This window comes from Paenibacillus sp. FSL H7-0703 (assembly GCF_038003485.1).
In the GTDB taxonomy this organism is placed as follows: Bacteria; Bacillota; Bacilli; order Paenibacillales; family Paenibacillaceae; genus Paenibacillus; species Paenibacillus polymyxa_B.
This window is the reverse complement of record NZ_JBBOPF010000001.1, coordinates 616,104-638,235: the sequence shown is the minus strand read 5'-3', so window position 1 is coordinate 638,235 and position 22,132 is coordinate 616,104. Positions and strand designations below refer to the sequence as shown.

The following is a 22,132-nucleotide window of genomic DNA, read 5'->3' as shown; positions in this document are numbered from 1 at the left end:
TACAAAATAGACCAATTCATTTAGAATTACAGGGCGTTGGTAACAGTACTTTGATATTATTCGGTTCTAATGGGCTATGATGATTATCTACATATTGGAGGAATTTCATTGAAGTTTTCTGAAAGGATAGGAAAAAAACCTGTTAAGGTTGATATACAAATTGAATCAATGGACGATGATCTGAGAAAAGGATTGTGGAATTGTTTTTATCAATCATATCTTAGCCCTATTAGGCCTTTTCCCACATCAGGAACTAAATTATCTCTTTTTTTTGAATCTCTCTGGACAGATTTTTTTAAAGAAACCATTGATAAGTTGCCCGACGAATATTATGAGACTGAGGAATATTTGAAGGGGAAGTTTTTTCGAATGGAGTGGTATGAGGTCTATGACTGTTTAGAGTTTGTTTTAAAAACAAAAACTTCACTAGAAAGATTGCCTCGAATTTTTTTCAATAGTTGTAATAAGGTATTAGAAAAAGAACTGTCTGCGTACAGAATTGTTGGCACAGAAATCACCCAGATGACAGATAAAAATGAAATTCAAGAAATTGAGGAGAGCTTAGTTAATTCGGCGGTACCTCACTTAAAATCCGTCTATGTCCATTTGAGCACGGCTCTTTCTCTGCTTTCAGATAGAAAGTCTCCAGACTATAGAAATTCAATTAAAGAGTCTATTTCGGCAGTTGAATCCATATCTAAAATTATTGCAGGAGATCGTAAAGCTGAGCTTGGAAAAGCGTTAAAAGTCCTATCCGATAAAATTGGATTGCATAATGGTTTAAAGGCTGGGTTTTCTTCAATTTACGGTTACACAAGTGATGAAGGTGGTATCCGTCATGCGATGTCAGATGAAAAAGAAATATACTTTGAAGATGCGAAATACATGCTCGTTGCCTGCTCTGCTTTTGTAAACTATTTGATCATGAAAGCAGAAAGGGCTGGAATCATTTGGGGATAAAAGAATCCTTATGCAAAGTTAATTGGAAAAGTTTGCAGTCTAATGAGGATTGTGATATATTGATTCCATTACGATTTTATTAATTATCTCTGCTGACATGCGTCGGGGCGGAGAACAGTCTATTGAATGCGGCATATTTCCCTATTGGGTTATAGCTGTCTAATAGCGGTACTATAATGGCCGCTACATGTGTGATTTTTTGTTTTTAAAAAAAACTTCGACAAATCATAGCACAGAAGGTGCGTATGAGAAGTTTTTTAAAAAACATTTATCGCCTATGTAGCGGCCTTTTTGCGTTCTTATATTCTATTAAAGGAGATGATTTGGATGGAATTACAAAGTAGTTAAACGCATTAACGAGGCTGAATAATGTGTGAAAGAATGGTGGCCCGTATGAGTAAAATTCCAGTTGTAGAGGAGTAGGAAATCTACTCGGGCCTTGTTACTATCAGCCTCTCGTACATATATTTAATAACGTGTTCGCATTTTGTTCGCATTTTTGTTCTAGTTTGTAAAATACTGTGTTATACTCGACTTAACCTCTCAAACGGAAATTATTACATCTAGGAGTGATGACCTATTCAGAAAAAAGTAATCGATTTATATGAGCTGGCCGCTTATATGAAGAAAACACCAGAACACTACCTTAAGTTTATTTCGGATACTACTTGTCAAACTCTCGATCCAAACGAACCTGTGCAATTATCTTTTGAATCTGTTTCTCGGAAAGGTTTTTCCCGTCAACCGCTATCGTAAATTGTTCCAAAAGCTCCTCGTCAGTCAGATCAATTTTAGAAACAAACTCCTTCACATCGGAAGATGGGAGGGGGTTTGTTATATTGTGTTTTTCTATAACTTTTTTGAGTTCTTTAATAAATCGTTCTTGAGTGTCCTCACCATTCTGCTCAAAAGCCGCCATAATTGTTCTAAGTTCGTAGGCTTTATTGAACTCCTCTACAAATTCAACCTCCTCACTATTTGAATGGTTTTCTTCAGAGTTGAAATATTCATTAAAAAACCTTTCGTACTCATCACCCTTAGATGCTTGGTGATATGCAGGGGACATATATAGCCCTGAATTAATTATAGCTAAGAATATATCTTCACGTAGTTCTTCATAAAAAAATCCACCATTATCAGTGAGCACCTTTAGGATACTAGGAAGTTCTCTCGCCGCTTTGTAACGTTCTGTTGAGATTGTGACATCTTCATCATCTGTAATAACAGAAATTGAAACGCCTAGCGCGTCAGCAATAGAACGCAAAGTTTCAAGACTGGGATTGTACCGATTACCTTCGACATCCGCAAGGTAAGACCTAGACATATTTGCCTTCTTAGCTAATTCAACTTGAGTTAGCTTTTTTTGTTTTCTAAGCGTCTTAATGTTTTGACCAATAGACATGTCCGGACTCCTTCACAATAGATTCACTTTATTCTACCTTTCGTATGTCGGTAATACAAGTTGTGAAATGACGGAAATACAAGTAAATAAGAGTAAAATGACGGCTTTACAAGTATTTTATTCGTTTTATCTCCATAATGCTTGAATATGCCCTAATTCGGAGTTAGACAGAAAGGACGGAAATACAATACAATTTGCTCATCGGAGGTGAACGACTAATGGACAAACGACTTATAGCTGCGGCCATAAAGGAAAAACGCAAGGAAATGAAAAAGCGCCAAAATGAAGTGGCTGTAGAAACTGGACTATCCCGGAATTATATTTCTGATATCGAAAATGGAAGATATATGCCGAGTGTAGGAACCTTAGTTAAGATAGCTTCGTGTCTGGAAATAGATTTAAACACGCTTCTAATGACGGAAATACAAGATAAAAACAGTGTAACCCAATAAAATGATTTTTATTCTTAAGAGAGGAAAGACCACAAATGAACCCTAATGCAATCGTGATGACTCCTGAACAGTTTGCTGATTTGAAGGAAAGTCTTATTCGCGAACTTGAGCCAAAAATCAAATCTCAAGTAGAGGAAGAAAGCCGAAAACAATCAGCTTCGGTAAGCCTCAGTATATGGCCCCCTATAAGAGACGAAGCATTGCACCGTCTCAGACACTTGGTAACATACAATCGGTATCAAGTCGTCAATGCACTATCAACAATCGTTCGTAACTCATTGGGTGTCAGTAATGTACAAGGACTGACGACAGACCAAGCACAGGCAGCCAGAGAAATTGTCGATGCTGTTGTCTCCACAATGCTAAAGTACAGCAAACTAAAGGCTGGTGAACAGGGTGAACATACGAACTGAAAGATGGCTCGGTCATGAAATCCGCTTTGTCGAGAAGATGCCGGGTGAATGGTGGGCGGTAGCGGCAGATGTGGCGAAGGCGCTGGCATATAAGCATACGCCCCATATGACTCGTATGGTGGATGAAGATGAAAAAGATACTGTCCGTTTAGTGGACAGAAATACACTTCGAGGTAATCCGAACGTTGCAGTTATTTCTGAGACTGGTATTTACGAAGCTACTTTTAATAGCAAGCGTCCAGAAGCGAAGGAATTCAAGAAATGGGTCAAGGGCTTGCTCAAGCAGCTTCGCCAATCAACTGGACTCGAAGGCTTTCAGATCTTCCGCATGTTGGACAAGGACCACCAGAAGGAGGCCATGCAGAAACTGCGCTCCGGCCTAAAACAGCCTGTTCGGGTGGACTTCATCAAAGCCAACACGATAGCAAACAAAGCTGTTTCAAGTAAATACGGTCACCCCAAGATGATTAAGAAAGACCAAATGACGCCGGACATGCTGGTGAGTCGACAGGAGATTCTTGAGGATACGGTTGATCTTATGGGCACCAAAGAACGGTTTGGGCTGGACATAGCAGTGAGCCAAACGATTTACGACAAACACATTCATTAACGAAAGGGTGGTAGCTATGAACGAACCACAAAAAGAAACCACCGCGGCAACGGTGGTATCAAAGGAATCATTAAATGGACTGGACAACTTTCAGATTGCTGCTGAGTTGTACCGCTTAATTGAGAATCGCAGTTTAAGCGAACTGCGCGAGATTGCTAGATACATTGAAATCATAGCAGTCAATAAAAAAGAATGGCAGCAAGAAGATGGGATTATGGACGACGAAGCCTTTTCTTTATTACAGGGTTATCAATCTTCCCAGGAATCTTCGGGTGAGCAATGTAATCAGCAGCTATCCCAAATTGAAGAGCTTTCTTGTACAACAGAGCTTCATCTTCATGCAACACCGGAATCTGTTGCGGCTGAATCTCAAACTCGCGTTCGAGGTCTATTACCTCCCAAAGATAGCTTGTAACGTAATCCAGTGCGCGATTTTTGGCAGATTCCCGATCTTCTGAAATGACCCAAACATGGGCAATTGCACTGGCGATATCTGCACAATCTTTATTCTCTGGCATTGGAATAACATTTATCACAAATAAATACGGATTCAACTCTATCACCTCCCCTCTGGAGATAGTTTACCAGAATGAGGAAACAGAAAGAAAGGATGTCGAATATTAACGACTCCCGAACAAACGAAATTCATTAAAAGTTCAATCCATAACAATCTGCAACTGTGATGGGTGAATTCGATAGTTTTTATCGCCAAATCTGATATTCACATGGTTGAGTTCAAAAAATCGGTGCCACTCTTCATTGTAGTAAGTTACAGGATCAGTGTTTTCGATTAGACCGCTGTCGGTTATATCGGTCCATGTTCCTATGAGGTTAGCGTAAATTCGTTTCACTTAAAACACCTGCTTTCAGCAAAATTATGACCAAAATCTATTTTAAATGAGAAGGAAAAATCTTGGAAGGGAGCATGCACACACATGACACTCACAGTTGAACGATTGGAACAACGTCGGGCAGCTTGGAAGCGCCTGAATCTATTGGAGGGAATGCAAAAGCGAGCTGTTGCTGGTACTGCTGAATTCTTTGATGAAGCAATTGGCGAGCTTAAAGCGGAACTAGGAAGCGGACAGAGCGTCAAGGACAAGCCTTGCTGTGCGGTTTGCGGTAACAGCATGGAACTACGGTTCTTGCGCCGCTGGAACGAGCAGGACGTATGTAGGCCGTGTATATCTGAAATGACGGCAGATTATCCCTTGGAGAGAGGTGAACACATTGCAGAATCACGAACAGCAGTTATTCCTTCAATTCTATAACTCTCTTGCCCCGGAAGTGCAGCGGGACATTAAGCATTATCTATTCTTGTACGATTGGTACCTGGACGAGAAGGACCCGAAAGCTCGGGGAACGTTGCAGATAGAAATGAACATGCTGGAGCGCAAATACAATTTGGAGGTAACGCATGGAAATAAAAATACCCAGCGCTAAGGCGCACAACTTTAAAGCGCACCGTGACCTGTCAGTTAACTTTGGACGGATAACACAGATCACGGGCGACAATGCGCAAGGTAAATCCAGTATTTTGGAAATCCCTACGTGGACATTGTACGGCACAGACACGATGGGAAGCAAGCTTGATCCATCGCCCACCAATTATGAATACGATGCTGTGCTGTCTGAAACCCTGCTAGACATTGACGGAAAACAGGTGCTTCTAGGTCGTGGAATCGAGAAGGGAAAAACCACTTATTACATTAACGAGGTCCCGAGCAAGGCCGGAGACTTCGACGAGATTGTTAAATCTCTATTCGACAAAGACCTGTTCCTATCGCTCTATAACCCCTCTTATTTTTTCACGCTTCACTGGAGCACTCAGCGGGATCTATTGCTGCGGTATGTAGCCCCTGTTTCCAACAAAGAGGTATTTACCGAAATGAGCCGGACAAGCCCGGAACAGAAGTCCAAGGACATAAAACTGAACCCACAAGCTGCCAAGCTGTCGGAGCTGGTCAAGAAACACACGCTGCAGCAGTTGGGAGAAATCCATAAGAAGAACAAGAACGACAAGGATACAGCCTATAAGCGGGCTCAAGGCCGAACAGAGGCGCTTGTCGATCAACTCCAGAAGCTACCACTTGCACCGGATGATATCGAAGCGGTGAAAGTCGAAGATGCCGCGCTACTTGAGCAAATAAAGACGCTCGAAGCTCAAACGGATCTTGCCGGAGAAACAAACCGCAAACGCACCGTACTGGAGAGCACCATACAGTCTCTGCAGCGTCAGATTGCCCAGGCTAAGGACAACTATATGCGGGTCTATAACGAGCCTATTGAAGACCATTGCCCCGCTTGCAAGCGTCCGCTTGATACGGAGTCTGTGGAAGCTGTCACACAGGATAAGGAGCGCCGGAAGGACGAGCGCCGGGCCGATCATCAAAAGCTTGTGGATGAGCGCAAAGAACTCGAAACCAAACTTGCTGCAATTGAACTTGTAGATGTTTCAGAGCAGAATGCACGAATTCGAGAACTGGAGCAGCAGCGGGACAGAACAGCGGACATTATCGCAGCTCATAAATCACGTCAGGGCATGCAGGCCGATATCGATAAAGCTCGTGCAGACGAGGCCGATACACTTGCCAGCCGGAACGACTCTATCTTTATCTTGGACGCGATAAAGGCGTTCGAAGCCAAGGAAGCCGAATTGCAGGCCGCCAAGGTGCAAAGCCTGTTCACAACTCTATCAATCTCTTTATTTAAAGAACAAAAGAATGGGGAACGGAAGCCTGACTTTGTGATTGAGATGGACGGAAAGGCGTATCCGCTATTGTCACTGTCAGAGTCCGTCAGAGCTGGTCTGGAGCTTCGGGAAGTCCTCAGCGAACAGAGTGGTGTCATTGCTCCGGTAGCCGTGGATAACAGCGAGAGTGTGTTTAAAATCAAGCAGCCTTCCGGTCAACTTATTCTAGTCAAGGCCGTCGAGGATGCACCTTTAGAAATTAAACAGATGGGTGGTAATGCGGAATGAAGCCACATGAACAGCTTGAGGCTGAACTATCGGCGGAAAATATGTTGAAGATACTTCCTGCTTTGCTGGGGATGTATGGGCCAGTGGCGTTTGCCACCAAAGCGTACTTCGATCAACTGGTTTCTACAGGATTCAGCGAAGCCCAAGCCCTTCATATAGTCTCCGCTCAGGGCATTACAGCACGCCTAGGGGGTGGGCAGTCTTGAAGAACGGAAAGAATCCTAACCGCCGCCAGCAAATTGCAATCACAGAAGCCAACTTAAATCCTGACAACTGGCTCGTGTTTAAAGTCGAACCGGCTGCCATGCATATCGTACACCGCATTTCTGGCAAGACCCAAATCATCCAATCATAGGAGGCCACACCAACATGGCAAATACAAACAACCAATTAACAATCTATGACTCTTACGCTTTCGGTACACTCACCCAAGAGGATGTTCAAACAGTTCATCAAACAATTGCAAAAGACTGCAATGAATCGCAATTCAGGCTCTTTATGGGGGTTGCAAAGGCAGCCGATGCCAATCCGCTGATTGGTGAGATTTACCCAACTGTGTATCAAGGAAAACTCACATGGCAATTCGGGATTGACTACCATATTCGCAAAGCAAAAGAAATGGACGGATATATGGGGTATGACGTTCAAGTTATTCACGAAAACGATGAATTTGAATATTCCATGGAACGCGCTGAGGATGGTCGTTATTATCTGTCGATTGAAAAATATAAAGGCGGGTTCCCGCTTGGCAAGCCAATTGGTGGATACGCGATGGCATACAAAGAAGGGTTCATGCCTTTCTCGGTCCTGATGGATATAGAAGAGGTTGAGCACTACAAGCGGTCTGCTATTGGGATGCAAAAAACAATGTGGACCAACAATTTCAAGGACATGTTTAAAAAGCACATGGTTAAGCGGGCATTGAAAGCAGCCTTCGGCCTTCGATTTGATGATGGTGATGGAGAGCAGGGGGAAGGTCCAGCTCCATACAATCCATATGAACGGAAAGACATCACTCCAGAAACAGACGTAACAGGTACGGTCAAGCCAGGGAACAAGCAACCGACTGGCATCGATCCAGAACCAAAAGTGAGCCCGCTGGACCAAGCTCGCGATGATATGAAGAAGAAATTCAGCCAGCTTGGAATCACCGATCCAGTAGACATGCAGACATATATTCTAAAACACGCCAATCCCAAGGGGGACAAGCCCACACTACCCGAGCTCAAGGGCCTGTTAAAGATAATGGACATGCACCTTAAAGAAAAGGCCGCCCAGGAGCAGGCAAATGACGAGCTTCCACTTTGATAACCAAGTTGAAATATACGTCCGCTGTGAAGACTGTCACGTTTGCGGAAATGAGATAAATCCTGGCCGGGAAGAGTACATTCGCGATTTGCGAGTGTGCCCCCGGTGCTATGGGGAGCTGAGGGGAGTTGGCAGAGTTGCCCGAGGACATGGAGCAAATGGACCTGTTTGACTTCCCTGCTGAACCTTCCCAGCCTGCAGGCCCAGTGTTGAACGGAATGTACTATGAACGGAGCACGGATATGTTTGTGTCCTTTGTCTTGGGGCGCAGACACTACGAGGAACCAGCAAAGGGATGTCCACACCTTAAAGAGTGGCAAGAACGGATTAAAAAGGAGAGGTCCATATGAAGCAGATTACCCAAAAACACTTAACTTTTTTAAAAGAAGCGGCAGAAGCTTTCGAGGGGAATGGCCGTTGGGAGACTTACACCAACGAAGAAAAAGACCTTATTGCCTTGCGGTACGGAGTAGATAGAGATTGCATTAAGGTGATTGAACTAGGGGACGAGGTTGCATTCTTTGTGCAAGTAATCAGTGCTTCCCCAACCAGATGTCAAGCAGAGGACTGCCAAAATGAAAGTTGATATCCTGGCATCCGGCTCAAAAGGCAACTGCATCGCGCTCACATCGGGAGATCAAACCATCCTTATTGATGCTGGTATACCTAAGACCAAAATCGAAAAGAGGCTGCTGGACGTTGGTGTACGGCCTGACCATATTACGGGCATATTCATCACTCACGCACACGGCGACCATGTTAAGGGCCTACCGATGGCGAACAAGTACCGGATTCCGGTATATGCGACTGAGGGCGAATGGAAAGGCATATCGGGCGTAGATGAAGAATTGCGGAGGACTGCGGAAACCCGCTACGGGAAATATGAAACTATTAAGCTAGGTGACACCTGGATTTATCCATTCCGAACCCATCACGATGCTTACGAGCCAATTGGGTATGCCATTGAGGACGATAGCCGGGAACGAGCCTGTGTATTATTCGATACTGGAAAATACGATCAGGACATGCTGAACGTGATGGAAGGCAGTATTTATATCTTGATCGAGGCTAATCACGAACCCGACATGGTAGAGGTATCGGATTACCCTACCAGCATTCAGAGCCGTATCCTTTCGGACCTTGGACACCTGAGCAACCAACAGACAGCAGCAGCGCTCCAGCAGCTTATACGAGGCCGTGGAGAACGTATATACCTTACGCACTTATCTAGTAAAAATAACATGCCCGCGCTGGCTGAAATGACCGTAAAGGCGGCTTTAAAGCAGCGGGGATTCATAGCAGGAGAACATTACACATTGGAGGTAGTTTCAGAATGAAGACTTTTAAAATCAGGATCATTGCTAAATTCAACACCAAAAATGAATTGTTTATCCCGGGCGAGGTACACGAGGCACGTCGCCTCTCCTATAACTTTATGGATTTTAAAACGCCTTTCCAGATTGTTTCAGGCAAGAAATCAGGCGAGGAAGTGCCCTTCAAATATGCTGCTGTTCTACCGGACAAGCCGCAGCCTACGCAAGAACAGTTCGATAGATTAGTAGAGCAGAATAGAGAACTGTTGGACAAGCTGGAGCGCCATACCGACGAGCAACTAAACACCGAAAAGCTTCTGCTGCGTATCCGAGAGCTGGAGACAATCGCCCAGGGCCGCGATGAAATGATTAAATCCATTAAATCCGTAAGCGTTGTGATACGAGATAAGCGCAACCCTGTTGAGGTTCCTCGGGATGTAGCAAATGCGCTCGACTGGTGCCAATGGAACGGAGTCGATAACGACGAAATCGTGAGAAATTTGGCTACTGGAATCAATGGTCCGATCATGAATGTTTTACGATCTTATGTCCATGAGGGGGGCAACGGACACAAACTGTTATGCGCTTTGCTCAACGGTCACACCATTGCACCAGAGAATGACGAGTTGGCAGGCTTAATAGACAGCCTAACAAGCGTCTGGTTCCACGACAAGATGGGGGAAAACAACCGTCAGGATCTAAACAAAATGATTTATGAATTTATGCGCGGTTTGGATAAAACAGCAGTTTAAGCAGGTGAAACGGAATGGCAAACCCCCAACTCGAAAATGGGTACGCGAGGATCGCCAACGAGATATTCGATAACATCGTGAAGAGGTACCACAAATTTAACGGAACTCAATATGCGATTGTCCTGGCGGTCTGGCGATACACTTACGGGTACGGGCGAAAGGACCATGAATTAGCCGTGAGTTTCATCGCTGAATATCTCGAAGGCGACCTGCGAGGCGTTAAAAAGGAATTATCCTATCTTATAGAACGTAAGGTGCTGGTTGTAACTGAGGAAGCTTATGGGTCTAAATCTCGTAAACTCGGATTCAACAAAAACTATGACCAGTGGCTTGTGGGGGACAAAACGCCCCCTAGGAAAAAACAATCTCTCGGGGTACAATCCTCCCCCTCTGAGGGGTCTAATCATACACCAAGAGGGGGGGACGATTCACCCCCCAAGAAAGAAAGTATAAATAAAAATATAAAGAAAGGTGAGATAGCCTTGCCTAGCATACATGAAGAAATCATATCTTACCTCAATTCTAAAACCGGGAAAAAGTACAGCTCCAAGGTAAAGACCAACAAGGAACTAATCAACGGGAGGATCAGCGAAGGTCGAACCATAGACGATTTTAAATACGTGATCGACACGAAATGCAGTCATTGGCTGAATGACCCGAAAATGTGCCAGTACCTTCGTCCAGCTACTTTGTTCCGGCCTAGCAATTTTGATAATTATCTTAATCAGCAGCCAACAGAACAAGAGGACAATAATCCTGGTCAGATGACTAAAGATGAAAAGCTTGACTATGAGGATGCCATTAGAGAGTGGGTGATGCAAGGTAATGACCCAGCAGACTTTAGATTCGAGCGTGATTGATATTCAGGCAGAGCTTTCTACGCTTGGGGCAGTGTTCCTTGATTCCAGCGTGATTGACGAAATCAGTTTTTTAGAGGAACGGGACTTTTCAACAGCTACACACCAATTGATTTATAAGGTTATGCGCTATTTGAACGAAAGAGACATTCCGATTGACCTTGTTACGGTCACTCAGGAGTTTGTGAAGTTTGGTAGGACTGAGGAAATGGGCGGGGTCAGCTATCTTGCTAAATTAGCGCAGTCTTCACCGACTGCCCGCAATGCCGCTTATTACGCCAATATTGTCCGGTCCAAAGCTATCCGCAGACGCGGGAGTGACAAAGGCGCTCAGATTATGAACCTATCTTACGAAAATTTTGAATCTGACGAAGACTATTTTTCTGCAGTAGAAGACATTATTGACGATTTGCGGCCTAGCCACGTTGCAAAAATGCGGAGCATGCGTGAATCTCGGGACAGATACTTTGAACACATTGAGAGCAGCCCGGAAAAGCTCAAGACAGGCTATTTCAAACAGTTTGATAGTTGGGCGCAGTTATGGCGTGGGTGGCTGTATATCATCGCTGGAAGGCCCAGCGTGGGTAAAACGGCAAAGGCTCTGCAACTCGCACATGGTATAGCAGTAATGAACCCTGACGCGGGGCCTGTCCTCATCTTCTCTCAAGAAATGGACGAGAACGAGCTAAAAGACCGGATCGTTGCAATGGTGGCTGAAATCAATTATCCGCGCTTAATAAATAAAGGTGGTCCCGAAGGATTCACCAATGAGGAATGGACAAAAATTTACGATGCTTATAAAAAAATTGAACTTCTCAACATTTTTGTTCAGGATTCTGCTGGCGTAACCATTGATGAAATCAGATCCACCGTAAAACAGTTCAAAAAGAAGTACGGGAAAATAGCTGCGGTAATTGTGGACTATCTACAAATCATGGAGATACCACAAAAACGATCAGAAACCCGAGCGCAGGCAATCGGTAACGTGACTCGCACAGCTAAAAGCCTTGCACGTCGTCATAAATTTGTGTTCATTATGCTGTCGCAGCTTGATCGGGCCGTCGATGATGAAGAACCAAAATTGAAGCATTTGAAGGAATCCGGCTCTATTGAACAAGACGCCGATGTAGTTGAATTCCTTTACCATGATGTGAAAAATCAGTCTGATCCGACTAAAAAGATTATAGATTCCATCTTTGCAAAGGGTCGAAATGTTGGGACTAATAGATTCCGGTATGAATTCAAATGGTGGCATCAACGTTATGTGGAATTGCAGAAGAGAGAGACGGTGAAAGACAGTGGCGACAAAGGTTCCAAGTCGTATCGAAAACGATGATCAATATAACGAAGTGCTGGCACGGATCGTGAAGGGGGCCGAGACACTTGACCACCCGCTTACTTCTCCAGAGAGACGCGACAAGCTTATGCCGCTGTATGACTCTCTTGTAGAAGTGGCGCGCAAGTATCGTACTGGAGGCGCAGCAGCTTTCGATATACCTGCCAAAAAGGATGAACCGACCAACACACCTACCGTGCCTGAACAGGCTCCAGAAACTCCAGCAGAGCCGCCAAAAGCTAAGCCGGATCTATCAGGCTGGTTGGACTAGGAGAAGGGGATAGAGAAATGAATACAGGCGAAGTAATTAACGTCGGTTTGTATGGCGGAAAAGGGATATTCGGCGGAAAAGAAACGCCGTTGGAAGCCAGCATAATTAATTGTGATAAGCACAAAGAATGCTCCTACTATAAATCTGGCACTTGTTTGGCTGTCCGATCCCCTGGCGGGGGAGGGTGTCATTTTGGCAGAGTGTCAACGGTCAAGGGGTACACCAGCCGAGCGCGGAAATATTGGGACTTCAAGAATAAATGGAAGGGGCACCAAGCTTACGGAAAACTCCAAGCTGCGCCGCAAAAACTAGGGGTTATTGGTGACTATGTTGTGTACCCATACTCATTTGCCGTCCTCAAAGTGGAAGAAGACAAAAGCGTGTCAATAAGCGACCCGGGGTTTTGGAATGAGCGCAATGTATTCATACCAAGAGAAATCTTTGATATTGATTTGATTCGCAGAATATGCGCATACCGACCAAGGGCTATTTTCGGGGGCGTGATAGATAGCTATCAAAAAGAAACAGTTCCGCTGTTTCTGGCTCACCTCAAAGAAGTCCTGCCGGAACTGTACGATGAGTTTAAAGTTGCGAATCCCGAGTACGGAGAAATCGACTATATTGGGCGCAGGGCTATGCTCAAAACTGTTGCTCCATCACGAGTGCAGTACGAGTCTAAACATTACCCACAATTCAATTCTGAGTGGCAGTGGACTGGCGAGAACTTAGTGTACAAGAAAGGTTATGTCAGTGATTTTAATATAACTAAAGATTACGTTGTGGCTAGTATTGTGCTTGAACCGGGGGATAACGCGATTATAACGATCACAAGCAACGATCAAGTAACGGAGAATACGGTTTTTGTGGATTGATACTAAAGGGCAAGGAGAGGATACGCATGCAACCCGTAACAATTAAGCTGACTGAGGAACAACGGTTTATGTTCGAATCTCAGGTTGACCACGCATTGATGATAGTTAAAGAGATTGATATTTTTCCTGAGAATCAACAAATCAATCTTAATGGGACTTATTTTCTGGTGGACTTAGTAGATCCACAAATTATTAAACAGGGTGAATATACGATGGCTATGGATATCACCGAACGGGACGTATACGAGAACGAGGAGGCCAAGGCATGAGCGAACAATTTATAGCCATCGTAATTCCAGTGCTGGACTATCCGGTTCATGGGTACCAGCCGGGAGACATGCGGGTCAAGTTACAGGAGGAAGTAAACGAGCTAATTGAGGAAGTAGAATCCAAGGATTACGACCAGCGCCGGACGCTAAGTGAACTCTTCGATGTTCTGCAGGTAACGGTAGGCCTGATCCGACAACAGGCGCGTGAGACTCTACCGCCCGGGGAAGCCAACAAGGTCTTGCAAAACGTAATTGCCCGAGCCAACCAAGACCACCTGTACAAGATTACAGAGTATGGGCGGCAGCGCAGTTGGGAAGTGTCGCGGCGATGACTCTTTTGGAAATTGACCCGGCTATGAGATTTGTGGGAATTGACCCAGCGACGACAACAGGGGTTGTTGCTTTAGACATCGAGGCTAACGTGCTGTTACAGACAGCTATCCGAGGTAAAGGACCTAAGGTACCCGGAGGGATAACCGTTCCACAGCTCGTATCCCTACAGAATCAGCTTTACCAACTGCTCCAGCCGGGGGACGAAATTCTTAAAGAGGATGCCGCGCCTGGTACTCAAAAGGGCATAACAACTGGGATGATACACGGAAATTTACGGACCATCATCCATCGAAAAGGCTTAGGTTTCAATCTGGTAATGCCTAGCGCTGTTAAAAAGTATGTTGCTGTTACTGGATGGACTGGAGAGACAGGCAAAAAGCGGCGGTTGAAAGATGCGGAGAAGAAAAAGGCAATGGCAGACGCAGCCAAATTACACTTTGGATATACACATCCCAGCCATGATGTGGTTGACGCATACATCATTGCTCGTATCTCTTTGAACCTGTACCGCATGCGCGAATATATGCCGCTGCTGGACACCAAACCATATCAAATCGAAGTCATAGAATCCATCTTAAATAAGGCATAACACCCGGGGCTATTGGGTCCTGCGGCGGGTAGCTGCGCCCAAAATACGGAACACATGTGCTCATTAGAGCCAGAAAGGACACGGAATGCAGGAGATTATAGTAGACAATTTTGCGGGTGGTGGGGGTGCCTCCACAGGAATAGAGTTGGCGACCGGACGAAGCGTGGACATAGCCATCAACCACGACCCTGCAGCTATCGCCATGCATCGGGCCAATCATCCTGATACTGAGCATTTTTGCGAATCAGTTTGGGATGTGGACCCGAGAGAGGTTGCAGCGGGTCGCCCGGTTGGGCTGGCGTGGCTATCACCGGATTGTAAGCATTTCAGTAAGGCTAAGGGCGGGAAGCCCGTGGAAAAAGGCATACGCGGACTGGCTTGGGTTGCTGTTCGTTGGGCAGCTACCGTAAAGCCCCGGGTGATCATGTTGGAGAATGTGGAGGAATTCAAGACCTGGGGGCCGTTGCTTCAAGATGGATATCCAGACCCTGACCAGAAGGGCCGCACATTTAATAGCTTCGTGAATGCCCTCAAGCGGCAGGGATACCGCGTCGAGTGGAAGGAGCTGCGGGCGTGTGACTACGGAGCGCCGACGATTCGCAAGCGGCTGTTTCTTATAGCTCGCCGGGATGGTTGCCCAATTGTCTGGCCCGAGCCGACACACGGAGCGCCGGACAGCCCGGAGGTTAAAGCAGGTAAGCGGAAGCCGTGGAGGACAGCGGCGGAGATTATAGACTGGTCCCGGCCTTGCCCGAGTATCTTCGAGCGGAAAAAGCCATTAGCAGAAAACACATTGCGCCGGATAGCCCGAGGCATTCAGCGATTCGTTATAAACAACCCGCAGCCGTTTGTGATGCGCGTCAATTTTGCCGGAAGCAATCACCATTATTGCGATTCCATAGATGATCCACTTAAAACCATCACTGCTAAAAATGGTTGGGGAGTAGTCACCCCGTATATTGCCCGGATCGGACAAACCGGATTTGGGGCTGACCGGCTGCAATACCAGGTAACTGATCCGCTCACAACGGTTACGACAAAGGCGGAGCACTTACTCGTAACACCTGTACTTGGCGTCAATACGACGGGCCACCCCGGTAATTCGCCTACGGAACCCCTACGTACTGTCACAACAGGCGGTCACCATATGTTGGTGAGTCCAACTCTTATACAGATGGGTTATGGAGATCCGGAGGGACGGCGTGTGCTGGATTTGGAAAAGCCAGTTGGTACGGTCACGGCTGGGGGAAATAAATTTGCTGTTGCTGCTGCATGCCTCATTAAGCATTACGGCGGCGGATACACCGGAGCGGGGAACGGAGTGGAAGACCCGCTCTCTACAGTAACCACCGTGGATCATAATGCCTTGGTAACTGCGCATATCGCCCGGCATTTTGGCGAATCGGTTGGCAGCTCAATGCATGAGCCTATCGGAACCGTTACAGCGGGGGGCGGGGGTAAGAGCGCTCTTGTGACTAGCCACCTTGTAAAGATGAAGGGAACGAACATTGAGCAACCGGTAGAGGAACCGATTCAAACTATTACAGCCGGCGGGAATCACTTTGGAGAGGTCAGGGCTTTCTTACTCAAATACTACGGCAGTGCTGACAACGGGCAAACGATGGAAGGGCCATTGCACACTATCACCACCAAAGACAGGTTCGGATTGGTTACGATTCACGGGGTTGATTACCAAATTGTCGATATAGGCATGCGGATGCTTGAGCCACATGAATTATTTGCAGCTCAGGGCTTCCCAAGTACCTACATCATCGACACGGACGCAGACGGTAAACGATACTCCAAGTCTGCCCAGGTTGCCCGCTGCGGTAACGCCGTACCGCCTCCATTTGCCGAGGCGCTTGTCCGGGCCAATCTGCCGGAGTTATGTACGGGGTCCGGTAATAACTTGGTGCTTGAGAGATATGCAGAGCGAGAGCAAGGGCAGCTTGCTTTCAGTATTTAGATCAAGGGGGATACACCCCCTACTACCTATACCAAAGGAGCATAATCATGATTCATGACCTAAAGATACTACCGGATTACTTCCACGCTGTATGTACGGGAGATAAGCCGTTCGAAGTGCGGAAAAATGATCGTCCTTACCAATGCGGTGATTTGCTCAAGCTCAGGGAGTGGACACCAGATACCGGGTACACTGGCAACAGCACGCATGTAGAGGTTACGTACATCTTGTCTGATCCGGCCTATGTAAAAGATGGATTTGTAATCATGGGCTTGAATATAGCCCCGTAATTAAGTTTGTAAGCCTACTACCTATAAAGGAGAGATATACATGTTATTGACAAGAGAGAAAATACTGTCCACGAAGGCAGGGACAGCATTAGATAGATTGGTTGAGGAACATATACTCGGATGGGTTGCGTGGCGAGAACAGCGCGGCGAATACCTCGTCGTGACATTCCAAAAACCGGGTGCTCCAGAGCCATACAAAAGGTCGCAGAACTGGAAGTCTCAAATGGAAGGTTATTCAAAAATCCCGTTTTCAGAGATCAATATTATGAAACATGCAGTATATGGCGATAAGGATTTTTCCACGGACATATCCTTAGCATGGGAAGTAGAAGAAAAGATTAAGAAGATGCGGTTACACGTTGAATATTGCCAGGCATTAAAACAGGTTGTAGTAAGCACGGGTGAATATGTTGGGTTATTTGACTACATCCACGCCACGCCTGAACAACGTTGCAAGTCTGCTCTATTGGCTGTAATGGATTTATAAATTCGGGATGAGGCATGGAACCTCTCCCCTATAGTTGAGTTGGACACTAGGATATAGGGGAGAGGGCATGTTGGAGTATACCAACGAAACCATTATATATGCTCTCTCCTAGTAAATAAATGTCGTGGGACTAGCTTGGAGGGTTAAAAATACTTTTCAGGGTGTAGGTAACACCTGCACCTAATCATAGCGGGGAGGTAAACGGAATGATCAAACGCCAATATCGCTCAGGCGGTCAGATCAAGGAACGTCAGCGTAGTATGGGACCCAAATTACCGGGCTCAAGTGCTTGGGATATTCCCACTCCAGTGCCGGACTTACTGCTCGATAGCCTGAATGAGCCTATCCCTAAAAAGACTGTCAATGAGATACGCAGATTAGCAAAGGCGGGTGTATCTCGTTCAGATATCGCCAAGCAGGTCGGTGTCTCCAAAATGCGAGTGATCCACGAGCTGTCCAAAAAATATAAAAATAAATTCGCTCCTAAAGATCAGCCGAAAGGGTGACCGGGAATTATGTGGTTTAAGATCCTGCTGGGCTCAATTCTAGTAATCTCTTTTCTCGGAACAGTAGCTGAGGGAGATAAGAATAAAGAGTCCGCCCGCAACATGGCATGCATATGTGTTGCATCTATTATAGCGTTGTCGATACTGTTCGTTTTCTATAAATAAAAATAAACAACTGAGAGGGGTAGCCACCCATGGCAAAAGCACAAAAATTTCATTCTGAGGCTCCGCGCGAAACATACGAATTACTGGAGGACATGATTGACAAACATCACGATAGCCTATCAGGCTCTGACTTCCTTATTCTGTTTAAACATGGGGGATGGGTTTCTAAAGGTAAAACCCTGTTTGGCAAATTCAAAGTTCTTGCGGATGATCTACGGAGCACAATGAAGCGAGACGCGATTTTGTATCTCAACGCTGATATGTGGAATCGGATGGCAGAACCACAGCGTCGATATGTACTGGATCATGCGCTGTTCACACTCGATCTTAAATATGACCGTCATGGTAAAACGAAAATGGCTGCAGACGGTCGTCCGTTGCTTACTACATTACCACCAGACATTGAGGGTTTCGCGGAGGTAATCAAGCGTCATGGAGCAATCACGGAGGATGTGAAGCGCCTCGCCAGAGCTCTGACGGAAACCAACCAGCTCACCATTGAGGATATTGCAAAGGTGGAAGAAGAGAAGCCGCAGGACAAGCCAGCGGAGCCGCGTGAGGGTGTGAAGGGTTATATCCATCCTGACGGGACAATTGACATTAACGATCCAAACCAAGCGAAATTACCTATTGATGACGAAGAAGCCGCAGCCGCTGAGATTGCCGCAAGTGCTGCAGGTGGAGATAACCCGGATGACGATTTGCCTTTCTAAGCAGACCGCACTTATACGCTCCCCGGCTTCGGTCGGGGGATTTACTTAATACAGAGCATGAGGTGATTACAAGGTGGGTCAACAGAGTTTTTTACCGGAGATCGACCGGAAGCGGACACAGGCTGCTGTGGAGGACGCATTGGAGAAATACAGAATATACAAGTACCTCAGTGTTGAAGAACGCGAGGCAAGCACGACAGCCGCATATAGCGACATGCCGCGCAGCAGCCCGACGAATGTTACTAGCGATCAGACAGCCAACATAGCCATTCATAATGTGGATTCGGAGGCATATCGTAAGGAATATTGTGAGCGGATAGAACGAGCTGTTAAGCGTATGCCCAAGATGGAAGGATTCCTGATTGAGTCGCGGTACATGACAAAGGAGCATGACTACATTACGGATCAGCGGGTGTATAGTTTCGTATTTCAACCGCCGATCAGCGAACCGACATACAGCAAAATTAGGTGGAGAGCATTTTACAAGCTTGCACTTGATTTAAAGATAATTGTTGAAGGAGGAGGGGCAAGTGGGAGCTAGAGAAATAGCACATCAAGAGGACGAGGACAACTCCACTCCTGAAATAAGTTATAATAAAGAAGGACAAAAGGTTGTGAAGTACCGGAGTCAGGGGTATAACATAACAGCCACTGTTCTAAACCATCCTTCGGAAGAAGCGATTAAAGCAGCCAACAAGGTATACAATGAGTTATTCTATAAATTCAATCCAAAAGACCTCGTTTGAGGTCTTTTAGTTTTCTTATGAAATGGTTATATTGAAAGTGTAAGAAAGAATATAAGTCTTTGGGAGGTTTAACGATGAGAGAGTTTATTGAAGGCAAGGAACGGAAGGCTAACCGCTTAATAAATGAAAAGTCTCCCTATCTACTGCAGCATGCATATAACCCAGTGGATTGGATGGCTTGGGGCCCCGAAGCCTTTCAAAAAGCCTCTCGGGAGGGTAAACCTGTATTTTTGTCAGTAGGCTATTCCTAGTGGGGCTTAAGTCAACTTGCCATTGGTGCCATGTAATGGGGAGAGAATCTTTCGAGGATGAAGAAGTGGCTGAGCTATTAAACAGGGATTACGTATCCATTAAGGTGGATCGTGAAGAACGTCCGGATGTGGATCATATCTATATGTCCATCTGCCAGACGATGACAGGGCATGGAGGCTGGCCACTGACAATATTGATGACGCCGGATCAGAAGCCTTTTTTTGCGGGGACGTATTTGCCCAAGGAGCAAAAGTATGGCCGTGTCGGACTGTTGGAGCTGCTGGACAAGGTGGGTGCCCGGTGGAAAGAACAACCCGAAGAGCTGGTGGAGCTGAGTGAGCAGGTACTTACCGAGCATGAGCGGCAGGACTTGCTTGCAGGTTATCGCGGTGAACTGGATGAACAGAGCTTGAATAAAGCCTTCCATGAATACAGCCACACCTTCGATAAGGAATATGGCGGCTTCGGGGAAGCTCCTAAGTTTCCTTCTCCGCATAACCTGTCTTTTCTGCTGCGATATGCACAGCATACGGGGAATCAACAGGCACTGGAAATGGCAGAGAAAACGCTAGATGCGATGTCCCGTGGCGGAATCTACGACCACGTAGGCATGGGGTTCTCACGATACTCCGTGGACGAGAAATGGTTGGTGCCGCATTTTGAAAAAATGCTGTATGACAATGCTCTGTTGGCCATCGCGTATACAGAAGCTTGGCAGGTGACAGGCAAGGAACTGTACCGACGGATTACAGAACAAATCTTTACATATATCGCAAGAGACATGACGGATGCAGGGGGTGCCTTTTATTCGGCGGAGGATGCGGATTCCGAAGGAGAAGAGGGGAGATTCTATGTCTGGGACGACTCTGAGGTAAGGGCTATACTAGGCGATGAGGATGCCGCCTTTTTCAACGATTTGTATGGGATTACACCTTACGGCAATTTTGAAGGCCACAACATTCCAAACCTGATTGATATCAATCTGGAAGCCTATGGGATCAAACATGACTTGACTGAGCAGGAACTGGAACAGCGGGTTAGTGAGCTACGCGCCAAGCTGTTTGCTGCCAGAGAACAGCGGGTTCATCCTCATAAGGATGACAAGATTTTGACCTCGTGGAACGGGTTGATGATTGCTGCACTGGCGAAGGCGGGACAAGCTTTTGGAGACACAAGATATACAGAGCAAGCTCAGAAAGCTGAGACGTTTTTGTGGAACCATTTGAAACAGGAGAACGGACGGCTGTTAGCACGTTATCGGGACGGAGAAGCAGCTTATCCCGGTTATGTAGATGATTATGCTTTTTATGTGTGGGGCTTGATCGAGCTATACCAGGCGACCTTCGATATAGAGTATCTGCAACGGGCGTTGACGCTCAATCAAAATATGATCGACTTATTCTGGGATGAGGAGCGGGACGGATTATTCTTTTATGGGTCAGATAGTGAGCAGCTAATTGCCAAGCCTAAAGAAATCTATGACGGTGCGATTCCGTCGGGTAACAGCATTGCGGCTCATAATTTTGTGCGGCTTGCACGGCTAACGGGTGAATCCCGATTGGAGAATTATGCAGCCAAGCAGTTTAAGGCTTTTGGCGGCATGGTTGCTCATTACCCGTCAGGCTGCTCAGCCTTGCTCAGCGCGTTGCTGTATGCAACAGGAACGACAAAAGAGATTGTGATTGTAGGTCATTGGGACGATCCGCAGACCGTACAGTTCATTCAGGCGATTCGAGCGGGGTTCAGGCCGAATACGGTCGTTATTCTGAAGGATGAAGGACAGTCGGAGATTGCAGAGACAGTTTCTTATATCCGTGATTACAATCTTGTGGAAGGCAAACCAGCTGTATATGTGTGTGAGCATTTTACCTGTCAGGCACCTGTTACCAGACTTGAAGATCTGAAGGTGTTGTTGGATTGAACTGAATAAAGCGATCAAACCTAATCCCCTCGGGGGTAGTAAGCATAAGGTGATTTTCGAAAATGACCTTATGTTTGCTACCTTCAAGGGGATTATTTTCATATTAAGAGGTAGGTATAGTGAGATGAAACTAATATTTTCTTAACATATGCTACGCATTTTTTTTAATATTTTTTAGGTATATTATATCAAAGAACCGGTTCCGACCAGCCTTGCTGTTTTCGAAAATGAGTACATATACCTATTTAACTAGCGTGTTTATATCTTTTATGTCCAAGCGTTTTAGCAGCAGATGTGAAAAATGTGAAAGAGAGTCTGTCGGGTGATTGTCGTCATCGGCAAGACGAAGAGGTTCGCCATAGGTTAGGA

30 protein-coding genes and 1 pseudogene are annotated in these 22,132 nt (G+C 45.9%); 30 read left to right on the top strand and 1 reads right to left on the bottom strand.

Going from position 1 to position 22,132, the window contains the following annotated elements; all coding sequences use genetic code 11:
* Nucleotides 1-108 precede the first annotated feature (108 nt).
* Nucleotides 109-960 (top strand): AbiJ-NTD4 domain-containing protein, encoded by an 852-nt coding sequence (locus MHB46_RS02335; protein ID WP_341161470.1) that lies wholly within the window; start codon nucleotides 109-111, stop codon nucleotides 958-960.
* A gap of 664 nt (nucleotides 961-1,624) precedes the next feature.
* On the opposite strand, the gene MHB46_RS02330 is transcribed toward MHB46_RS02335, so the two are convergent.
* The gene (locus MHB46_RS02330; RefSeq protein WP_341161469.1) at nucleotides 1,625-2,362 is read right to left on the bottom strand and encodes a helix-turn-helix domain-containing protein; all 738 of its coding nucleotides are present in this window, start codon (nucleotides 2,360-2,362) and stop codon (nucleotides 1,625-1,627) included.
* Between the two features lie 218 nt (nucleotides 2,363-2,580).
* On the opposite strand from MHB46_RS02330, the gene MHB46_RS02325 reads away from it, so the two are divergent.
* The 29 genes and pseudogenes from MHB46_RS02325 to MHB46_RS02185 all read left to right on the top strand — a co-directional run bounded on the left by MHB46_RS02325 (nucleotide 2,581) and on the right by MHB46_RS02185 (nucleotide 21,763).
* Complete coding sequence (locus tag MHB46_RS02325; protein WP_341161468.1) at nucleotides 2,581-2,814, top strand: helix-turn-helix domain-containing protein; 234 nt, start codon at nucleotides 2,581-2,583, stop codon at nucleotides 2,812-2,814.
* Nucleotides 2,815-2,849: 35 nt separating this feature from the next.
* Nucleotides 2,850-3,227: a hypothetical protein gene (locus MHB46_RS02320; protein WP_341161467.1), complete on the top strand. Its 378-nt coding sequence runs from the start codon at nucleotides 2,850-2,852 to the stop codon at nucleotides 3,225-3,227.
* Entirely contained in the window at nucleotides 3,211-3,837 is a 627-nt protein-coding gene (locus MHB46_RS02315; protein ID WP_341161466.1) for a BRO-N domain-containing protein, read from the top strand. Before MHB46_RS02320 ends, MHB46_RS02315 begins: the two co-directional genes overlap by 17 nt.
* A gap of 16 nt (nucleotides 3,838-3,853) precedes the next feature.
* Nucleotides 3,854-4,252: a hypothetical protein gene (locus MHB46_RS02310; RefSeq protein WP_339200400.1), complete on the top strand. Its 399-nt coding sequence runs from the start codon at nucleotides 3,854-3,856 to the stop codon at nucleotides 4,250-4,252.
* A 520-nt stretch (nucleotides 4,253-4,772) separates the two neighbouring features.
* A complete protein-coding gene (locus MHB46_RS02305) occupies nucleotides 4,773-5,108 on the top strand; it encodes a hypothetical protein (protein WP_341063712.1) in 336 nt (111 codons plus the stop codon).
* Complete coding sequence (locus MHB46_RS02300; protein WP_341063711.1) at nucleotides 5,068-5,280, top strand: hypothetical protein; 213 nt, start codon at nucleotides 5,068-5,070, stop codon at nucleotides 5,278-5,280. Before MHB46_RS02305 ends, MHB46_RS02300 begins: the two co-directional genes overlap by 41 nt.
* Nucleotides 5,255-6,817, top strand: a complete 1,563-nt coding sequence (locus MHB46_RS02295) for an AAA family ATPase (RefSeq protein ID WP_341161465.1) — start codon at nucleotides 5,255-5,257, stop codon at nucleotides 6,815-6,817. Before MHB46_RS02300 ends, MHB46_RS02295 begins: the two co-directional genes overlap by 26 nt.
* A complete protein-coding gene (locus MHB46_RS02290) occupies nucleotides 6,814-7,023 on the top strand; it encodes a hypothetical protein (protein ID WP_322174987.1) in 210 nt (69 codons plus the stop codon). Before MHB46_RS02295 ends, MHB46_RS02290 begins: the two co-directional genes overlap by 4 nt.
* Nucleotides 7,020-7,172, top strand: a complete 153-nt coding sequence (locus tag MHB46_RS02285) for a DUF6906 family protein (RefSeq protein WP_341161464.1) — start codon at nucleotides 7,020-7,022, stop codon at nucleotides 7,170-7,172. Before MHB46_RS02290 ends, MHB46_RS02285 begins: the two co-directional genes overlap by 4 nt.
* 14 nt (nucleotides 7,173-7,186) lie before the next feature.
* Complete coding sequence (locus tag MHB46_RS02280; protein ID WP_341161463.1) at nucleotides 7,187-8,125, top strand: RecT family recombinase; 939 nt, start codon at nucleotides 7,187-7,189, stop codon at nucleotides 8,123-8,125.
* Nucleotides 8,126-8,253: 128 nt separating this feature from the next.
* Nucleotides 8,254-8,475 (top strand): hypothetical protein, encoded by a 222-nt coding sequence (locus MHB46_RS02275; RefSeq protein WP_341161462.1) that lies wholly within the window; start codon nucleotides 8,254-8,256, stop codon nucleotides 8,473-8,475.
* Nucleotides 8,472-8,711, top strand: coding sequence for a hypothetical protein (locus MHB46_RS02270; RefSeq protein WP_341161461.1), 240 nt, complete (start codon nucleotides 8,472-8,474; stop codon nucleotides 8,709-8,711). Before MHB46_RS02275 ends, MHB46_RS02270 begins: the two co-directional genes overlap by 4 nt.
* Complete coding sequence (locus MHB46_RS02265; RefSeq protein ID WP_341161460.1) at nucleotides 8,701-9,462, top strand: MBL fold metallo-hydrolase; 762 nt, start codon at nucleotides 8,701-8,703, stop codon at nucleotides 9,460-9,462. The genes MHB46_RS02270 and MHB46_RS02265 overlap by 11 nt, the downstream gene beginning before the upstream one ends.
* A complete protein-coding gene (locus tag MHB46_RS02260; RefSeq protein WP_341161459.1) occupies nucleotides 9,459-10,190 on the top strand; it encodes a hypothetical protein in 732 nt (243 codons plus the stop codon). The genes MHB46_RS02265 and MHB46_RS02260 overlap by 4 nt, the downstream gene beginning before the upstream one ends.
* A gap of 14 nt (nucleotides 10,191-10,204) precedes the next feature.
* Entirely contained in the window at nucleotides 10,205-11,050 is an 846-nt protein-coding gene (locus MHB46_RS02255) for a conserved phage C-terminal domain-containing protein (RefSeq protein ID WP_341161458.1), read from the top strand.
* Entirely contained in the window at nucleotides 11,016-12,383 is a 1,368-nt protein-coding gene (locus MHB46_RS02250) for a replicative DNA helicase (RefSeq protein WP_341161457.1), read from the top strand. Before MHB46_RS02255 ends, MHB46_RS02250 begins: the two co-directional genes overlap by 35 nt.
* Nucleotides 12,346-12,654, top strand: a complete 309-nt coding sequence (locus MHB46_RS02245; RefSeq protein ID WP_341161456.1) for a hypothetical protein — start codon at nucleotides 12,346-12,348, stop codon at nucleotides 12,652-12,654. Before MHB46_RS02250 ends, MHB46_RS02245 begins: the two co-directional genes overlap by 38 nt.
* Before the next feature lie 17 nt (nucleotides 12,655-12,671).
* The gene (locus MHB46_RS02240; protein ID WP_341161455.1) at nucleotides 12,672-13,526 is read left to right on the top strand and encodes a hypothetical protein; all 855 of its coding nucleotides are present in this window, start codon (nucleotides 12,672-12,674) and stop codon (nucleotides 13,524-13,526) included.
* A gap of 26 nt (nucleotides 13,527-13,552) precedes the next feature.
* Complete coding sequence (locus MHB46_RS02235) at nucleotides 13,553-13,795, top strand: hypothetical protein (RefSeq protein WP_341161454.1); 243 nt, start codon at nucleotides 13,553-13,555, stop codon at nucleotides 13,793-13,795.
* A complete protein-coding gene (locus tag MHB46_RS02230; RefSeq protein ID WP_341161453.1) occupies nucleotides 13,792-14,127 on the top strand; it encodes a hypothetical protein in 336 nt (111 codons plus the stop codon). Before MHB46_RS02235 ends, MHB46_RS02230 begins: the two co-directional genes overlap by 4 nt.
* Nucleotides 14,124-14,717: a hypothetical protein gene (locus MHB46_RS02225; RefSeq protein ID WP_341161452.1), complete on the top strand. Its 594-nt coding sequence runs from the start codon at nucleotides 14,124-14,126 to the stop codon at nucleotides 14,715-14,717. Before MHB46_RS02230 ends, MHB46_RS02225 begins: the two co-directional genes overlap by 4 nt.
* 85 nt (nucleotides 14,718-14,802) lie before the next feature.
* Nucleotides 14,803-16,683 carry a DNA cytosine methyltransferase gene (locus MHB46_RS02220; protein ID WP_341161451.1) on the top strand — a complete coding sequence of 627 codons (1,881 nt, stop codon included), beginning with the start codon at nucleotides 14,803-14,805 and terminating at the stop codon, nucleotides 16,681-16,683.
* A gap of 47 nt (nucleotides 16,684-16,730) precedes the next feature.
* Nucleotides 16,731-16,973 (top strand): ASCH/PUA domain-containing protein, encoded by a 243-nt coding sequence (locus MHB46_RS02215; RefSeq protein WP_341161450.1) that lies wholly within the window; start codon nucleotides 16,731-16,733, stop codon nucleotides 16,971-16,973.
* A gap of 40 nt (nucleotides 16,974-17,013) precedes the next feature.
* Entirely contained in the window at nucleotides 17,014-17,460 is a 447-nt protein-coding gene (locus MHB46_RS02210) for a BC1872 family protein (protein WP_341161449.1), read from the top strand.
* 206 nt (nucleotides 17,461-17,666) lie between these two features.
* Entirely contained in the window at nucleotides 17,667-17,966 is a 300-nt protein-coding gene (locus MHB46_RS02205) for a helix-turn-helix domain-containing protein (RefSeq protein WP_341161448.1), read from the top strand.
* 194 nt (nucleotides 17,967-18,160) lie between these two features.
* On the top strand, nucleotides 18,161-18,844 hold the full coding sequence (locus MHB46_RS02200) for a putative metallopeptidase (protein ID WP_341161447.1): 684 nt from the start codon (nucleotides 18,161-18,163) through the stop codon (nucleotides 18,842-18,844).
* A 73-nt stretch (nucleotides 18,845-18,917) separates the two neighbouring features.
* The gene (locus MHB46_RS02195; RefSeq protein WP_341161446.1) at nucleotides 18,918-19,385 is read left to right on the top strand and encodes an ArpU family phage packaging/lysis transcriptional regulator; all 468 of its coding nucleotides are present in this window, start codon (nucleotides 18,918-18,920) and stop codon (nucleotides 19,383-19,385) included.
* Nucleotides 19,375-19,590 carry a hypothetical protein gene (locus MHB46_RS02190; protein WP_341063682.1) on the top strand — a complete coding sequence of 72 codons (216 nt, stop codon included), beginning with the start codon at nucleotides 19,375-19,377 and terminating at the stop codon, nucleotides 19,588-19,590. Before MHB46_RS02195 ends, MHB46_RS02190 begins: the two co-directional genes overlap by 11 nt.
* 74 nt (nucleotides 19,591-19,664) lie before the next feature.
* Nucleotides 19,665-21,763, top strand: a pseudogene (locus MHB46_RS02185) (thioredoxin domain-containing protein).
* Nucleotides 21,764-22,132 lie beyond the last annotated feature (369 nt).

Excerpts from the sequence above, each read along its gene's own strand:
- MHB46_RS02230 (WP_341161453.1), top strand. The coding sequence starts at position 13,792 with ATGAGCGAACAATTTATAGCCATCGTAATTCCAGTGCTGGACTATCCG.
- MHB46_RS02235 (WP_341161454.1), top strand. The coding sequence starts at position 13,553 with ATGCAACCCGTAACAATTAAGCTGACTGAGGAACAACGGTTTATGTTC.
- MHB46_RS02320 (WP_341161467.1), top strand. The coding sequence starts at position 2,850 with ATGAACCCTAATGCAATCGTGATGACTCCTGAACAGTTTGCTGATTTG.
- MHB46_RS02325 (WP_341161468.1), top strand. The coding sequence starts at position 2,581 with ATGGACAAACGACTTATAGCTGCGGCCATAAAGGAAAAACGCAAGGAA.
- MHB46_RS02260 (WP_341161459.1), top strand. The coding sequence starts at position 9,459 with ATGAAGACTTTTAAAATCAGGATCATTGCTAAATTCAACACCAAAAAT.
- MHB46_RS02290 (WP_322174987.1), top strand. The coding sequence starts at position 6,814 with ATGAAGCCACATGAACAGCTTGAGGCTGAACTATCGGCGGAAAATATG.
- MHB46_RS02215 (WP_341161450.1), top strand. The coding sequence starts at position 16,731 with ATGATTCATGACCTAAAGATACTACCGGATTACTTCCACGCTGTATGT.
- MHB46_RS02210 (WP_341161449.1), top strand. The coding sequence starts at position 17,014 with ATGTTATTGACAAGAGAGAAAATACTGTCCACGAAGGCAGGGACAGCA.
- MHB46_RS02310 (WP_339200400.1), top strand. The coding sequence starts at position 3,854 with ATGAACGAACCACAAAAAGAAACCACCGCGGCAACGGTGGTATCAAAG.
- MHB46_RS02305 (WP_341063712.1), top strand. The coding sequence starts at position 4,773 with ATGACACTCACAGTTGAACGATTGGAACAACGTCGGGCAGCTTGGAAG.
- MHB46_RS02240 (WP_341161455.1), top strand. The coding sequence starts at position 12,672 with ATGAATACAGGCGAAGTAATTAACGTCGGTTTGTATGGCGGAAAAGGG.
- MHB46_RS02330 (WP_341161469.1), bottom strand. The coding sequence starts at position 2,362 with ATGTCTATTGGTCAAAACATTAAGACGCTTAGAAAACAAAAAAAGCTA.
- MHB46_RS02280 (WP_341161463.1), top strand. The coding sequence starts at position 7,187 with ATGGCAAATACAAACAACCAATTAACAATCTATGACTCTTACGCTTTC.
- MHB46_RS02250 (WP_341161457.1), top strand. The coding sequence starts at position 11,016 with ATGACCCAGCAGACTTTAGATTCGAGCGTGATTGATATTCAGGCAGAG.
- MHB46_RS02205 (WP_341161448.1), top strand. The coding sequence starts at position 17,667 with ATGATCAAACGCCAATATCGCTCAGGCGGTCAGATCAAGGAACGTCAG.
- MHB46_RS02200 (WP_341161447.1), top strand. The coding sequence starts at position 18,161 with ATGGCAAAAGCACAAAAATTTCATTCTGAGGCTCCGCGCGAAACATAC.
- MHB46_RS02265 (WP_341161460.1), top strand. The coding sequence starts at position 8,701 with ATGAAAGTTGATATCCTGGCATCCGGCTCAAAAGGCAACTGCATCGCG.
- MHB46_RS02225 (WP_341161452.1), top strand. The coding sequence starts at position 14,124 with ATGACTCTTTTGGAAATTGACCCGGCTATGAGATTTGTGGGAATTGAC.
- MHB46_RS02270 (WP_341161461.1), top strand. The coding sequence starts at position 8,472 with ATGAAGCAGATTACCCAAAAACACTTAACTTTTTTAAAAGAAGCGGCA.
- MHB46_RS02295 (WP_341161465.1), top strand. The coding sequence starts at position 5,255 with ATGGAAATAAAAATACCCAGCGCTAAGGCGCACAACTTTAAAGCGCAC.
- MHB46_RS02255 (WP_341161458.1), top strand. The coding sequence starts at position 10,205 with ATGGCAAACCCCCAACTCGAAAATGGGTACGCGAGGATCGCCAACGAG.
- MHB46_RS02220 (WP_341161451.1), top strand. The coding sequence starts at position 14,803 with ATGCAGGAGATTATAGTAGACAATTTTGCGGGTGGTGGGGGTGCCTCC.